This is a genomic window from Pseudoalteromonas sp. CuT4-3 (assembly GCF_035666335.1).
Classification (GTDB): Bacteria; Pseudomonadota; Gammaproteobacteria; order Enterobacterales; family Alteromonadaceae; genus Pseudoalteromonas; species Pseudoalteromonas atlantica.
Genome location: NZ_CP142030.1, coordinates 2,015,237 through 2,031,056, shown reverse-complemented (window position 1 = coordinate 2,031,056; position 15,820 = coordinate 2,015,237). Strand labels below are relative to the sequence as shown.

At 41.6% G+C, this 15,820-nt stretch carries 12 protein-coding genes; 5 read left to right on the top strand and 7 right to left on the bottom strand.

Features of this window, described 5'->3' with window-relative positions:
- Positions 1-311: 311 nt before the first annotated feature.
- Positions 312-1,412 carry a PQQ-dependent sugar dehydrogenase gene (locus VOI46_RS09205; RefSeq protein WP_324738255.1) on the bottom strand — a complete coding sequence of 367 codons (1,101 nt, stop codon included), beginning with the start codon at positions 1,410-1,412 and terminating at the stop codon, positions 312-314.
- 399 nt (positions 1,413-1,811) lie between these two features.
- On the opposite strand from VOI46_RS09205, the gene VOI46_RS09200 reads away from it, so the two are divergent.
- The 3 genes from VOI46_RS09200 to VOI46_RS09190 all read left to right on the top strand — a co-directional run bounded on the left by VOI46_RS09200 (position 1,812) and on the right by VOI46_RS09190 (position 5,098).
- Complete coding sequence (locus tag VOI46_RS09200) at positions 1,812-2,855, top strand: FAD-binding oxidoreductase (protein ID WP_324738254.1); 1,044 nt, start codon at positions 1,812-1,814, stop codon at positions 2,853-2,855.
- The gene (locus VOI46_RS09195; RefSeq protein WP_324737975.1) at positions 2,852-3,904 is read left to right on the top strand and encodes an acyl-CoA desaturase; all 1,053 of its coding nucleotides are present in this window, start codon (positions 2,852-2,854) and stop codon (positions 3,902-3,904) included. The genes VOI46_RS09200 and VOI46_RS09195 overlap by 4 nt, the downstream gene beginning before the upstream one ends.
- Positions 3,905-4,054: 150 nt before the next feature.
- Positions 4,055-5,098, top strand: a complete 1,044-nt coding sequence (locus VOI46_RS09190) for a branched-chain amino acid aminotransferase (RefSeq protein ID WP_324737974.1) — start codon at positions 4,055-4,057, stop codon at positions 5,096-5,098.
- A gap of 80 nt (positions 5,099-5,178) precedes the next feature.
- Here VOI46_RS09190 and VOI46_RS09185 read toward each other — a convergent pair whose 3' ends face one another.
- From VOI46_RS09185 to VOI46_RS09175, 3 genes are all read right to left on the bottom strand, one after another.
- On the bottom strand, positions 5,179-7,746 hold the full coding sequence (locus tag VOI46_RS09185; RefSeq protein ID WP_324737973.1) for a TonB-dependent receptor: 2,568 nt from the start codon (positions 7,744-7,746) through the stop codon (positions 5,179-5,181).
- A 445-nt stretch (positions 7,747-8,191) separates the two neighbouring features.
- Entirely contained in the window at positions 8,192-8,503 is a 312-nt protein-coding gene (locus tag VOI46_RS09180; protein ID WP_138725016.1) for an Mpo1-like protein, read from the bottom strand.
- 216 nt (positions 8,504-8,719) lie between these two features.
- The gene (locus VOI46_RS09175) at positions 8,720-10,012 is read right to left on the bottom strand and encodes an anti-phage deoxyguanosine triphosphatase (RefSeq protein ID WP_004586817.1); all 1,293 of its coding nucleotides are present in this window, start codon (positions 10,010-10,012) and stop codon (positions 8,720-8,722) included.
- A gap of 265 nt (positions 10,013-10,277) precedes the next feature.
- On the opposite strand from VOI46_RS09175, the gene VOI46_RS09170 reads away from it, so the two are divergent.
- Complete coding sequence (locus VOI46_RS09170; protein ID WP_004586816.1) at positions 10,278-11,087, top strand: glucosaminidase domain-containing protein; 810 nt, start codon at positions 10,278-10,280, stop codon at positions 11,085-11,087.
- Positions 11,080-11,745, top strand: coding sequence for a DUF2987 domain-containing protein (locus VOI46_RS09165; protein WP_004586815.1), 666 nt, complete (start codon positions 11,080-11,082; stop codon positions 11,743-11,745). The genes VOI46_RS09170 and VOI46_RS09165 overlap by 8 nt, the downstream gene beginning before the upstream one ends.
- Before the next feature lie 53 nt (positions 11,746-11,798).
- Here VOI46_RS09165 and VOI46_RS09160 read toward each other — a convergent pair whose 3' ends face one another.
- The 3 genes from VOI46_RS09160 to VOI46_RS09150 form a co-directional block, all read right to left on the bottom strand.
- Positions 11,799-12,803: a LacI family DNA-binding transcriptional regulator gene (locus VOI46_RS09160; RefSeq protein WP_004586814.1), complete on the bottom strand. Its 1,005-nt coding sequence runs from the start codon at positions 12,801-12,803 to the stop codon at positions 11,799-11,801.
- A gap of 63 nt (positions 12,804-12,866) precedes the next feature.
- Positions 12,867-14,195 carry an MFS transporter gene (locus tag VOI46_RS09155; protein WP_054982646.1) on the bottom strand — a complete coding sequence of 443 codons (1,329 nt, stop codon included), beginning with the start codon at positions 14,193-14,195 and terminating at the stop codon, positions 12,867-12,869.
- Between the two features lie 60 nt (positions 14,196-14,255).
- On the bottom strand, positions 14,256-15,587 hold the full coding sequence (locus VOI46_RS09150; RefSeq protein ID WP_004586812.1) for a GH1 family beta-glucosidase: 1,332 nt from the start codon (positions 15,585-15,587) through the stop codon (positions 14,256-14,258).
- Between the last annotated feature and the right edge of the window lie 233 nt (positions 15,588-15,820).

The window sequence follows — 15,820 nt, the reverse complement described above, 5'->3', positions numbered from 1 at the left end:
CTCACGCCCCTTACCTACATCCATGTAGGCAACAAAGAGTTTATCGGCCCTAGGCAGAACCCGAAGGGCAGCGCATGTTTGGCATTTATGCTGCGTTATCGCCTATTTATGGGGAGTAACCACACTTCATAGGCTCTGCCTTGCCTAAAAACCAAACATACTGCTGCAAATTCAACCATCAGAGATCAACACGCCCTAGCATTACCATACGCTACAAAGAGCTAAATAGTTCTTTTAGCCGTAGGGCGTTTACCTTGTTATATAAAAACAAGGTAAACGCATTATTTGCTATGCTGCGGTTACTAACGGTTTTATTGCTCAGGCTCAAGGCGTTTAATTCCTTGTCCGTCAATGCCTAAGTAAATATAGCCATCACTGCCTTGTGCTAAGCTGCGGACGCGGCCTATCCCTTCTAAAATTTTATATTGCTTTGAAACACCTTTGTTGGATATTTCCAGTGCACTTAAAAACGAAAACTTCATAGACGATAGCAAAAGCTTGCCTTTTAATTGCGGGTACTTATCGCTGCTAACCAATAACATGTCAGAAGGGGCAATGGAGGGGGTCCAATGCAGTACGGGCGATTGCATGCCGTCTTTTTCTTGTATGTTGGTAAACGACGTACCGCTGTAATTAACACCATAACTAACCACCGGCCAGCCATAATTAGCGCCCGCTTTAATTATGTTTAGCTCATCGCCGCCGCGTGGGCCGTGCTCATGAGACCATAACGTTTGTGTTGTTTTATCAAACCACATGCCTTGCGGGTTACGGTGTCCGTATGACCAAATAGCGTGTTTAGCGCTTTTTTGATTTACAAACGGGTTATCTTTAGGAATACGGCCATCAGCGTGTAAGCGATAAATTTTACCGCCATCACGGGTTAAGTCTTGCGGGTTTTTATCGCGCGAGCCGCGATCGCCAATCGAAAAGTAAACATACCCTTGGTTATCAAACACAATACGGCTTCCGTAGTGCTGGCCTTTTGTGCTGTTATGCTCACCTTTATATAGTAATTGTGTGCTTAAAAGCTCAGTGCGATCGTCACTAAGCTTGGCGCGCATTAGGGCTGTATTACTGCCACTTTTAGCGCCATGGGTACTTGAGTAAGTTATGTAAAGCCATTGGCTATCGTCTGGTCTTCTATGTAGGGCTAAATCTAGTAAACCGCCTTGCCCGTTAGCATCAATTAGCGGCAAACCCGAGAGCTTAGTTAAGTTAGATGAGTTTTTAGGCAGTAAATAAAGTGCGCCGCTTCGCTCGGTTATAAGTAAATCACCGTTACTTAATGGCTCGATAGCCCAGGGGATAGTTACCCCTTTAGCCACACTGACGGCCTTTACATTGAGCGGTAACACATCAAGGGTTTTGTAATCAACAGCTGCCACCGGCGTTGAAACGAGTACAGCTATAAACGCCGTTGATAATGTTTTAGCAATCGTTTTTGTTGGTAAAAACACAGTTGTTGTCCTGTCCAATAAATAAGCAAGTAATACCTACATTAGCATGCTGCTGCAGATTTTGCTAAATGTAGCGCTTAAATAAAACTATATATATTTCAATCATAAAGAGTTTGCCCGCAGTGCTGTATGGCTGGTTTTAATATTTTAAACAGCTATTTATTACACCTTAATTGAGGCTTTAGTACAGCGCTTTAAATTAGAGGGTTGCGTAAAAATTGCGCTAAAAAACTGAATATTTACTCTAATACTATTGAAATTAATTTTTTTGGGCGTACACTTGTGCGCTGAAGTTTGAGCGTACACATGTAAGTTCAAATTCAATATTTAATATCCAAGAGATTAATAGTGATGATTACTAAAGTATTAGACCAATTTTCGAAGTGGTTTTTACACCATCAAAGCTTTGCAGGCTACATTGAGCCCATTATGCAAATGGTTAAGCCTGCGTGGCGTGCTGGTCTTTATAGAGCAAAAATAGAAGAGCTGACGCAGCACAATGGTGATTTTTTAAGTATTACCTTAAAGCCTACTCAGCACTGGCAAGCACACATTGCTGGCCAACATATTAGTTTAACGGTAGAAATAAACGGGCGTTTATTAACTCGTGTGTTTACGGTTGCCTCAAGCCCTGAGCAATTTAAAAAAACGGGGTTGGTGCGTTTATTAATTAAAACTAATGAGCAAGGGCGTTTTACAAGCCTTTTAAGCAGTGCTTTACGAGTCGGTGAGTGGTGCAATATTTCAGCGCCTAGTGGCGACTTTGTTTATAAAAACACCCAAAACAATGCAACGTTTATAGCGGGCGGATCGGGTATTACACCTATGCTTGCCATGATTAGTGAGCATTTAAAACATACCACACAAAAAGTATCGCTAATTTATTATGCCAAAGCTGCTGCACACCAATGTGTAGACGAGCTAAGCGCATTAGCAAACCAGTTTTCGCATTTTTCGTTTTTACTGCTCACACGCGAGCAATCAGATGAGATTACTCGCCATGTAAATGTATGGGAAAACCCAGATATATACTGCTGTGGGCCTGCAAACTTCATGAAAACGGTGTGTGACTTTGCTAAAAAACACCATTTAAATTACTACCAAGAGGCATTTGGTTTAACGCTGCCAAGCCAAAATGACGACAGCCTGTTTAACGTACAGATTAATAGCAGCGCTCATGTCGTAAATGCTAACAATGCATTGTTAGCACAGTTTGAAGCAAAACAATTACCGGTTAAACGCGGGTGTGGCATTGGTATTTGCCACCAGTGCCAGTGCATTAAAAAGTCAGGCGTGGTGCGTAATTTAAAAACTGGTGAGTTGAGTGATAACGGCGAGCAGTTAATTCAACTGTGTGTAAGTCAACCTGTTAGCGACTTGGAGTTACAGCTATGAAAAACATAAACTTTGATCAGTTAGCCCACGATTTAGATAGCATAAAAATGGATACGCTAGGCAAAGTAGGGCAACAAGATGCAAACTACATTCGCTCGGTTGTTAAAAAGCAGCGGCTATGTGAGTGGAGTGGCCGTATTTTACTTATGCTGGGCTTTATTCAGCCACTTTTATGGGTTGCGGGTGTACTGTTATTAGCGCTGGCAAAAATTTTAGACAACATGGAAATTGGTCACAACGTTATGCACGGCCAATACGATTGGATGAACGACAAGCAGCTTAACTCACAACACTACGAATGGGATATTGCCTGCGATGGGCAAAGTTGGCATCGCGTTCATAACTTTGAACACCACACCTACACTAATATTATTGGTAAAGACCGCGACTTTGGTTATGGGTTATTACGTTTAAGCAATGATTTTAAATGGCGCTTAAAAAATGTGTGGCAGTTTATTACGTATATTAATTTAAGTGTACTGTTTCAGTGGGGGGTGTCGTATCACGAACTGGCAGCGGAGCGTGTGTTTATAGGTAAAAAGAAAGAAAACCGCGAAGGGGGTGTATCGCATTCTACCCTAAAACAGCGCTTTTTTAGTAAAGGTGCGCGCCAATTAATAAAAGATTATGTGATATTTCCTTTATTGGCAGGCCCTTTGTTTTTATGGGTATTAGCAGGCAACTTACTGGCAAATTTAATCCGTAATTTATGGACCTCAACCATAATATTTTGTGGGCACTTTACCGAGGACACCGAAACCTTTAAACAAGAAGACTGCATAAACGAAACGCAAGGGCAGTGGTATTATCGCCAGGTATTGGGCTCATCTAATATTACAGGCCCGCATTGGTTTCATGTTTTAACTGGGCATTTAAGTTGCCAAATTGAGCATCACTTATTTCCTGATATGCCGTCCTCTCGCTATCAAGAAGTGGCCCCGCAAGTGCAAGCCGTTATGCAAAAACACGGCATTGATTATCATACAGGTGGTTTTTTTAAGCAGTATAGCTCGGTATTAAAACGTATTATAAGGTACTCGTTTAAATAAATAATGTGCCTTTAAAAAGCCGATTAATGAAGGTTCATTAATCGGCTTTTTTGTATGTGCTTAGCAATATGGCCAATTTATAAACAGCAGTTGCAAAAATTTCTTTTTGATAATTAAAAAAGCCTCAGTTTTGCTATGGTTAAATGATGCATGAATGTCATACAATGGAGAAAAATAGACCACACAAGAGAGATTAAAATGGCCGCATTCGGTACCGTGTTTATGCCGCAGATGATTCAAGCTCGTTTTTCTGATAACCAATGGAGCGAAAGCTCAATCGTCCCTTCCGATAAACTTGAACTTCATGCGGGCGCGCACGTCCTTCATTATTCAAGCACGTGTTTTGAAGGCTTAAAAGCTTTTCGCCACGAAGATGGCTCTATTTATATTTTTAGAATAGATGCAAACATTGCGCGTATGCAGCAAAGCTCTGCGTTATTAAGCTTACCAAGCTTTGACGGTCAAATGCTAAAAGACATGATTATCGAGATTGTTAAAGAGTATGCTGATGAAACGCCATTACCACCAGGCTCTATGTACATTCGCCCAACTCACATAGGAACAGAGGCTGCCATTGGTAAAGCGGCTGCGCCGTCAATGAGCTCGTTGTTATATACACTTTTATCGCCAGTTGGCGATTACTTTACAGGCGGCGCTACTGCACTGCGTGTATTACTTGAAGAGGATGGCATGCGCTGTGCCCCGCACATGGGCATGGTAAAAAGTGGCGGTAACTACGCCAGTGCACTTGCACCAATTAGCGCAGCGCGCGAAAAATACCAAGCCGATCAAATCTTGTTTTGCCCAGATGGCGACGTACAAGAAACAGGTGCAGCTAACTTTATTCTGATTGATGGTAACGAAATTATTACCAAAGCGCTTGATAGCACGTTTTTACATGGCGTAACCCGTAATAGCATTTTAACCATTGCAAAAGATTTAGGCATGACGGTAAGCGAGCGTAACTTTAGCGTTACCGAGCTTTTAGAGCGTGCTGCAAAGCCAGGTACAGAAGCTGCACTTTCAGGCACTGCTGCGGTGTTAACGCCGGTAGGCACGTTTATTCATAACGATAAAGAATACAAAGTAGGCAGTGGCGAGCCAGGTCCTACAACAGCGCGATTACGCCAAGCATTGAACGATATTCAATGGGGTAAAAGTGAAGACAAACACGGCTGGTTAACTAAAATCTAATTGATTTTAGCAGTTCGCAGTAAAAAGCCACCGACTAGGTGGCTTTTGTGTTTTTGAGTACTTTTTGAAATGTTTAGCGCTTAAAACTTCATTTCTATTTTGCCGTACACGTAACGGCCATTAAATCCGTAGGGCGAAAAGCTCGAATAAGCAAACAAGCGAGAAAAAGTAGAGACTTCTTCTACATTTTCGCGGGTAGGATCTGGGTATACATCAAAAATGTTATTGGCACCTAAACTAAGCGTTAGGTTATCGGTAGCGGCATAGGCTACATCTAAATCAGTGATCCACTTAGGTTTTAATACCTCGTTTAGCTCAGGCGTTGATGAAGGGTCCTGCGTTTCACCATAACGCGTAGTTCTTAGTGTGGTACGCAGCGCATCATGGGTCCATGTAGCACTTAAATTGTATTTATTGCGCGGGGTGCTTACTTCAAAGCGGCGCAGCTCTGTACCTGAGAACAAGTTGTCTTGATCAAACCCAGCACCTTGTAGTTCAGCGGGCGGGTCAATAATATCAGTGACTTCATTTTTGCCGTAGTTATAGCCTAAGTTAAAGGCAATATCGCCATAGCCATCGGTGATTAAGTTGTACGAGGCAACCACATCAACACCACGCGTTTTACTATCTATAGCGTTTAAGAAAAAGCGGCCTTGGTTAGCGCCCGTGCCTGCTAGCAACTCTTCTATTGCTGCGCCCGATAAATTGTTAGATAAAACAATACGGTCATCAATTAGTATTTGATAGTAATCAACCGATAAGCTGAAATTAAAGTCGGTAGACCAAGTAAAGCCAACCCCGTAGTTAGTGGCTTCTTCGGCATCAAGGCCCGGTGATCCAAGCGCTTTGGCTACATCGCTGCTTGGTGCAAAGGTGCCGGTTTCGGTCGGAACGCTATCAACAAATACGGTAGCAACCGAGGTAAAATATTGCTGTTGTAATGAAGGTGCTCTAAATCCTGTTGAGGCTGAAGCGCGTATGGCTAAATCTTCGGTTAACGAATAGCGCGTTGCAATTTTGCCGTTAAGTGTATCGCCAAAATCTGAGTAATCCTCATAACGGGCTGCCACGGCTATGTTCCAATCATCTGTCAGGTAGGTTTCTAAGTCTATGTAAAAGCTTACATTATGGCGGCTGTTGTCACCTTCTGATTCGGGTGTAAAGCCTGGAAATACTTGCGCACCTGCTGCACCAAACGGGCCATCTTCGCCTGTGACTACGCCACCTGGGCCAAATGAGCCTTGTGCGTATGAGGCTTCTTCGCCAGCTTCTATTTGATAGCCTTCTGTGCGGTACTCAGCACCAATGGCAACACTTACCGCGCTTTCTAAAAAGCTGACATCCACTTCGCGGCTTAAATCAACATTTAAAGTAAGTTGATCGTATGTGAGCGTACCTGCATCAAAGCGTGTTTGGCTTGTTGGGCCGTATGAGGTATTTAAACTATTGGTTACGCCAAATTCAAATGCATCTTCACCATACACAGCCGATACATCGTAGTTCCAATCACTTATAAAGCCTTTAACACCTAACGCGAGTGAGTAGTCGTTTATATCTGAGGTGATCACAGGTAAAAAACCGTCGGGGTATATTTCTTCTATATTACGGCTATCGCTTGCGCGTCTATAAAAACCAGCGCCTTCACCTTCACGTTTAGAGTAAGAGCCAAATGAATACAAATCTGCATCGTTAGCTAATTGATACCCTGCATTATAAAAAACCGATAGGTCTTCTACATTCCCATTACCAAAGTTATGGTTATAGCGGTTAACTGTAAACTCGCGAGGGTCGAGTGAGCCATCTTCTAATCGGTCGTAGTTTTCGCGTTGATCGTAATCGGCACGGTTAGTTGAGTGGCGGTCGCGGTATTCAGTCGAAATGTTTAAAAAGCCATTATCACCAAGCTCTAAACCAATATTACCTTGCAAAGTGAGCGTTTGCCCATCGGTTAAAGAGCGATCGCCGCCTTCGGTAAATGCTAGGTTGCCATCGCTACCCTCAGATACCGATTCAAGCTGAGGCACACCATCCATCTCGGTGACATTTGCCCCATAAATAGCAGCAAGGGAGCCGCCGCTGCTTGCGCTTTTAAGTACAATGTTAATCACACCCGCTATAGCATCAGAGCCGTATTGCGCCGCAGCGCCATCGCGTAAAACTTCAATGCGTTCAATTGCATTAGCTGGTATTGCATTTAAATCTACAGAAGATGAGCCACGGCCCGTTGAACCATTTAAATTAAGCAGTGCACTGCTATGACGACGCTTTCCATTAACCAGCACTAAGGTATGATCGGGTGCTAAACCACGTAGTTGTGCAGGGCGTACATGATCACTGCCATCGGTAAGCGATGCCTGTGGAAAGTTAAAACTTGGTAATAAATTGCTCAGTAGCGCGTTTGTTTCCGTAAGGCCTGAACTGGTAAGCGCCTCAGCGCCAATAATATCAATAGGTACGGCGCTGTCTTCAACTGTGCGCCCTAAACGGCGTGAGCCAATAACGCTAATTTGCTCTATATCTTCTTGTACTTGAGGTGTTTGCTGTGCCGCGTGTGCAGTAAACGCACCAAATAGCGAAAGCGTTGCACCCACAGCCACTGCTGTACTCACTTTTAAGTTATTTAACCTAAACGGTAGGCTTTTATTCATGTTGTTAATCCTCATCTGATCACCCATTGATTTAAAATTTTTGTTTTTATAGCTGCTACTTTTTAATGGAGCTGCTTTGAGAACATAAACCGCATTAACAAAATGAGTCAATTGAATAACATTCAATTAAAATTAAAGGGTATATAGTTACAAGGTTTAATTAATAAAACTAAATGAGGTAAAAGCTATAAATAGGCTAGGGTTTGTAAGTAACTGATGGGGCTTAAAATAATTTGCAACCATGAGATTTACTTTTAGTTAACAGGTAAGAGCAGTCTGTATGTCTTTAATAATGGCTGTTACTCAGTGATTTTTTAAATTAAGTGTATAACCCACTTTTTATATGTTAAATAAATTAACATATAAAAAGCAGGTTATTTAAGCTGAAATTTGTATAGCGTTTAAAAAGGTTATGAGTGATTTTTATAATAAAATAATATAAAAATTAAAATTTTATTTTACCGATAAGTATATCTTTAAACATGACCCAATCTCCCCATAAGCTATAAAGGGGGTGCTTAAAAGTGGCGGGGCGGTTTTTTTCAAAAAAGAAATGCCCAATCCAAGCAAATCCGTAGCCAATAATCGGTAATAACCACAGCAAGCTATATTGCTGCTTGATTAATGCAATAAAGATGACAGCAAGTACCAGCGTGCTGCCAATAAAGTGAAGCCTTCTGCAGGTTACATTGCGGTGCTCTTTTAAGTAATACGGGTAAAACGCTTTAAAGGAGTTAAAAGTGTGTGGTGTGTTCATAGTCAATGCTCTTCTTTTTATAGTTTATTAAATATACAAGGACCTGCTAGACTTTGCAGGAAAAATTTTTGCAAACAAGAGGTTATTTAACTGCGGCGCAAGGTTTGTAACCGAGTGGACTCGATAACGCCTCCTGCGCACGCCTATTTATTTGCAATAACCCCTTACACAGGCTCTTCCTTTAACCAAACGCTTAACAAGATGTGCTCGTGGCTTTTATTGTACTGGTGAGAATAAACGCTGATAGGTTTTATAGGCGTACTCATCGCTCATGCCGCTTAGGTAGTCGCATATTATGCGCATCCCTTGGTTTTGTTTTTCAGCGTCTAGATAAAGCGCTTGCGTTGTTTCGGGTAATAAACGCAGAGGGTCACTGGCAAAAGCGGTAAATAATTCAATCAGTAAGTTTTGACCTTTAAACTCTATTTGCTGCATTTCTGGGTCGCGTATTAAGCGATTAAATACAAAATGCTTAAGTATTTGTAAAACGCGCTCGTACTGTGGGTCTAGCTTTGCAGTGTACTTTAAAATAGGGCACTCAAAATCACCATGCTGAACATCTAAATGAATATGAATAATAAACATATTTACCAGCTCGCCTATGGCATCTTTACGCTCAAAATCGTTTTTTGAAAATAAGCGTTGGGTAAGCGAGTCTAATTTAGTGTTTAACCAATCGTCATTAAGCGCGTTTAAGTGGGGTAATGCGTGTGTTTGCCAATCATCTAGTGTGAGCACTTTAGTGGCTATGGCATCTTCTAAGTCGTGCACTGCATATGCTATATCATCGGCATGTTCCATTATAGCGCTATCTAACGATTTATAACGGGTTTTTGCACGATACTGATCTATTGGTGTATGGCTAGTTAATAGGGCTTTGTCGTTGTCGCTTAAAGGGGCAATGATCCATTCAAATATTTGTGCATCGTCTTTGTATAAGCCTTTAGCGGGGCGCCAATCATCTGCTTTTATAAATGAGCGTGTGCTATTTACCTTCGGAATGGTGTGCCATAAATCGTCTATAAATGCAGGGTATTTAATAAAGCCTAGCAACGTGCGGCGCGTTAGGTTCATGCCGTGGCCGTTAGAGTAAGGCTCAAGTTTAGCGACTATACGTAATGTTTGTGCGTTGCCTTCAAATCCACCGTGCTCACGCATCATATAATTTAAGGCAATTTCGCCGCCATGGCCAAACGGGGGATGACCTATATCGTGGGCTAAACATAAGGTTTCTAATAAACCGGTAGAGGGGAAGTGTTCAAAATCGCTGTGCTGTGCTTTTAAATGCCGCAATATGCCTGTACCAATTTGCGATACCTCCAAAGAATGCGTTAAGCGTGTGCGATAAAAGTCGTTTAAGCCTATCCCCATAATTTGGGTTTTTGCTTGTAAGCGCCTAAAAGCTGCGGCATGAATTATACGAGAGCGGTCTACCTGCCAGGGGGAGCGATTATCGTTAGGGCGATTTTTATACTGTTCTATTATTCGGCTTTGCCATTGCTTATCCATACTGCTTACTCACAAAACGTTGTTATACACGGTATAAGCTCAGTATACCCATGCCCTAATAAATTGCGAATGAACAAGTACATAACCTTAGCTGGTGGATAGTATATTTATCGCAAGCAGCCACTTTAGCATTTTTTAGCAAAGCGTGGCCCTTAAAGGGTTACACACAGGGTGTTACTCGCGTTTATATAGTGGCTTAGGTATAATGGGGTTTCGTATGTGTGTGTATTACCCATGCATAATTGTTGTTTGAAAGAGAGACTACATGCTAAAAACCATTTTAAAGCTGTTACTAAGCGTATTTTTTTTATGGGCGCTTGCATATCCGTTTATGCAAAGTAATGAGCACGAGGTTGAAGAACAAACCACAGGTGAACAACCTAAAACAGTAAAGAAAAAAGAAAAACCCCTGCACAATGTTACCTTACCTAAATTTTCTGAATTTGCTGATGTAAAAGAGAAAAAACAGGCTTTTTTTGATTTTATTCGCCCACATGTTGAGGCTGAAAATAAAAAAATATTACAGCAACGCGCTAAGTTAGAAATTGCGCGTATGATGCTTGAATACAACGAACCGCTCGAGAAAAAACAACAGCGCGACATCGTTAATATTTTAAAAGCCTATGGCTTACCTGAAACAGTAAACACCCTAATTTTAAGCCAAGCGCTGCGCCGTGTTGATATTATTCCTAAAGAGCTTGCGCTAATGCAAGCGGCGAATGAGTCGGCGTGGGGTACATCGCGCTTTGCACGCATAGGGCTTAACTTTTTTGGCCAATGGTGCTATTCAAAAGGCTGCGGTATGGTGCCAAGACGCCGCAATAGTGGAGCGGCGCACGAAGTTGCTGCATTCAAGTCGGTACGCGCAGCAGTAAGCTCGTATTTTAGAAATATTAACACGCATAATGCCTACAAAGATTTACGCCTGATACGCGAAGATTTACGACAACAGCAAAAGCCCATTGCGGCAACGGCACTAACGCATGGTTTAATGTCGTACTCAGAGCGCGGCGAGGCCTACATAGAAGAGCTAAACACCATGATTAACCAAAACAGAGCTTACTTTGATGAATAAAAAACGACTCATAAATATTAACGCCATACTCATTTTATTAAGTTTGGCGGCAAGTACCGTCAATGCCAAAGAGTTTGTTATGTCGTACGATGGCTTTTACGATAGATTAAAAGTGGTTAACAAGGGCGATTTTCAGTATGCACGGGTTAACTTTTACATTAGCGATATTGCCACAAACGAGGCATGTGCTATTAAAAGCGGTACAATTTTAACTGAAAATAACGAATACCCGCTCAACTTTACCGATAAAGCACAGTTACTTTTACCGTTTGATAAGCAGCTCGATACGGATAAAGCCGTTATTGTTGTAGAGCCACAAAATCCTGATCACGATTGTCAGTTAAAATTGCAAATTGAGGCCAGCGAGTTCGAAGGGCTTAGCTTAACTAAAGATTCGTTGTACACAATTAATAACGAGTTAGATGAACTTTTAACAGATTTATCGGGCTTTTTTGTTAGTAAGCTTATGTGGTTTTTATTGCCTGAGCAAAAAGGCGTTGCTGTAACATTTAAAGAGCCTGTGACCTTTAATAACCCACATATACAGTGCGAAAAATCAATCTGCTACTTTGCAGTACAGGATAACTGGGAAGATGACGTAAATCTGCTTGGTGATATAGAAAAAGTAGTTAAAGTAACCCCTTGGATAGCAAAATAAGTTACTAGGGGTTAATAAAAACGGCGCTTAATATAGCGCCGTTTTTTTATGCGTTATTTTGGCAATGTTTGGGTTGAATCACGTTTTATAAGGGTGGGTTCAAACACGCGGTTTATGTGTAAGTTTTTATACTGATACACATCTTGTAGCACCATTTTTGCAGCCATTTCACCCATTTCTTCTACTGGGTTATCTATGGTGGTAAGTGTAGGGTAAAGATAATTGGCAAATATAACGTTATCAAAGCCAATAACCGACAAATCGTTAGGTAAATTAAAGCCATGCTCACGGGCGTATTTCATAGCACCTGATGCCATTTCATCGTTGGCACACACTAAAGCACTAAACGGAATACGCGTGTTGAGTAGTTTTTCAAGGCCTTTGCTGCCGCCAATTTCGTTAAAATCACCTTCGTAAAACAGCACCTCATTAAAGGGAATGTTTTTTTCGTGCAGCGCTTTTTTATGGCCTTTTAAACGGTTTCTGGCATCGGCTTTAACTTGCGGCCCCGCGATATAAGCTATATTTGTGTGGCCTTGCTCAACAATAGATTTACTGGCTAAGTAGCCGCCGAGTTCGTTATCTAGGCTAATGCAGTTACTTTCAAGTGAATGTACGTATCGGTTAATAAGGTAAATAGGGGTTTTACCTTTACTTAGCTCAATTAAGTAGTCATCACTGACTGACTCTACATGTAAAATTAGCGCATCGCATTTGCGGCTAATTAAAAATTCAATGCCGTCTTTTTCTTTATCGTCTTCACTGTGACCGGTGGTAATAATAACGTGCTTACCCGCAGCGCGTAGGGCTGACTCGATGCCCGCCATCATTTGAGCAAAGAAAGGACCATGAAGCTCTGATACCAAAATACCCACGCTGTTGGTTCTGTTTGAGGCAAGCGATTGCGCAATAGAATTGGGCTTATAGCCCAGCTGCTGCATTGCATCGAGTACTTTTTTAGTGGTTTTTTCACTTACGCGGGTGTTTTTATTCATTACCCGTGACACTGTAGCTAACGATACGCCAGCAAGCTCCGACACTTCATAAATTGTGGCCATGTTATTGTTAACTCACTTATATCCTTTATTTTGGCGGGCAAATAATACCGTACCCACCAAATGTTAACTAGCACTAGTTTTTAGCGATGCCTGTATAGAGGCTAACTGCGCGTTATTGAGCGTGTATTTACGCATAATAAAAGCAACAAACAAAGAGCCAAACGCCGGTATAATAGTAAACGATAATAAAATACCCTGTTGCGTATCAAGGCTCTGCATTGTTTGCGCTTGGTAATTATAAAAAGACAGCAGCCAGCCTGCAATTGCACCGCCTAACGCCACACCCATTTTTATAAAAAATATAACGCCCGAATACACAAGGCCAGTAATTCTTACCCCAGTTTTGTGGTGCCCGTAGTCTATGGTGTCGGCCATTTTTGCCCACAGTAGCGGGGTGGCCATATCTAAAAAAAACTTCCACAGAATAAAGGCGGCAAATGCCAAGGTAATGTTATCAGGGGAGATAAAATAGCTCGCAATACATATGCCCGCAGCGATTAACTGCAAACTAATATAGGCTTTTATTTTACAAAATCGCTTAGCCAACGGCTGAGCACACGCACACCCAACCATACTGGCAACCACTCCTAGGGTCATGAAGGAGGTAATTAAATCTTCTTGCCCTAAATAGTATTTAACGTAATAAACACCTAAGGTTAAACGTAATACTTGTCCAGTGAGTAAAAATAGCGCGGCCGCGCACAGGACTCGCCATTGATCGTTTTTAATTAAGGTTTTTAGACTTTTAAACAACGACAGATTTTGCTCAGGCGGTTGCTCTACGCGCTCTTTTGTACCAAAAAAACACAGTAAAAATAACACTAAGCCAAGCAAACTCATTGCCGTCATGGTGTATTGGTAACCTTTGGCATTATCGCCTTGGCCAAAGTATTCAACCATTGGCATTGTACAGCCCGCAACAATAACGCCGCCTAACATACCAAACACAAAACGATACGATTGCACGCTAACACGCTCTTTTACATCGTTAGTGAGCACGCCACCTAATGCGCAATAAGGAATATTTATGGCGGTATACGCCACCATAAGCAAGGTGTAGGTAGTAAAGGCGTAAATAATTTTATCAGTGCCTTCAAGCTCTGGCGTGGTAAAAGCTAAAATACTAATAAGCGCAAAGGGCAGGGCAAGCCACAATAAATAGGGCCTAAAATGGCCAAAGCGCGACTGGGTTTTATCGGCTAAGTTGCCCATAACTGGGTCGGTGATGGCATCAAACAACCTAACCACTAAAAACATGGTGCCTACCACCGCAGGAGAAAGCCCTACTACATCTGTGTAGTAAAGCATTAAAAACATCATAACTGTTTGAAAAATAATATTACTTGCCGTATCGCCAAGGCCATAGGCTATTTTTTCTTTTACACTTATCATGATGTTAGGTTCTCGCTTTTTGATTTTTATTTATGCGATTAATCGAATAGCTTTTATTGGCTATTTACGGCTTTGTATCAAGCTTTTATAAGCTTGGCCACTGGCTTTTATAGTACGTTGCTGAGTTTTATAATCAACGTAAACAATACCAAAGCGTTTTAAGTAGCCCTCAGCCCATTCAAAATTATCCATTAAGCTCCACGCAAAGTAACCAATAATATTAACCCCTTGCGCTGTGGCATCGTGCACGGCATTTAAGTGGCTATGATAATAGTTTAGGCGATCTACATCGTTTACCTCGCCATTTTTAATGGTGTCGGGCATAGCTGCGCCGTTCTCGGTAATATAAATAGGCGGTAAGGTGTAAGTGTTGTTAAGCGTTACAAGTAAGTCGGTGAACGACTGCGGGTAAATTTCCCAGCCCATGTCGGTTAAAGGCCCTTGTGGATCAAGTGGCTCGTATATATCGCTAGGATGCGCTTTGTATACTTGGCGCGTATAAAAATTAATGCCTAAGTAATCAATAGATTGTGAAATTATGTCCATATCGCCTGGGTGGATTTCAGGCTGCTGATTGCTAGGAAGCTGTTTTATAATTTCTGGGTATTGGCCATCCATTATTGGTTTCATATACCATTGATTTAAATAATCATCGGCGTAGCGAGCTGCGTTTATATCCTCTGCTGACTGCGTTAATGGGTAGCAAGGTGTAAAATTAAGCACAATACCATTTTGAGTATTAGGCGAGGTTTGCTTTAACACATCCATTGCCAAACCATGAGCAAGCAATAAATGGTGCGCCGCTTTTTTACCGTACTCTTTGCCCACTAAACCTGGGGCATGTATGCCTACTTCGTAGCCTAAAAAGGCACTGCAAAATGGCTCATTTAGGGTCGCGTACGAAAATACCCGCTCGCCAAATGCTTGGCTAATATGCTTTACATAGCGAGCAAATTCATAAGCTGTGTCGCGATTTAACCAGCCGCCTTTGTCTTCTAAATGTTGAGGTAAATCCCAGTGATATAGCGTTACAAACGCTTTAATGTTGCGCTTATTAAGCTCATCAAGAATATTAGTATAAAACTTTACGCCCTCAGGGTTTAGCTCGCCCGATAAGGTAATAACTCGCGGCCAAGAGATAGAAAGTCGATACGCATCTACGCCAAGCGAGTCTATTAATTCAATGTCGTTTTGCCACTGGTTGTAATGATCGCAGGCAACATGCCCATTTGAGCTGTCGGCTATTTTGTTGGGTGTATCGCAAAAGGTATCCCATATACAGGGCAGGCGATGCTCATACCCGCCTTCAATTTGAAATGATGCCGTAGCCACACCATAAACAAAGTTTTTTGTTAATAGAGGTGAATGAGATGGTAACGATAATTTTGTCATTAGTAACAAACCTTTTTAAACCTTAAATGCATAAATAGCCACTGTATTTACTGCGATGAAGCGTAAGGGCGCGTTTATAAAAAAATAAAACTTGTTGAAATATGTTACATGTTCGTATTTAATTACACGTGAAAGCGCTTACATTTTTAGATTAGTGTTAATTGATACGAAGGTCAACTCTTTAATGTTGCTGGGTTACACGGCAATTTTTAATAACGACTTTTGCATTAATT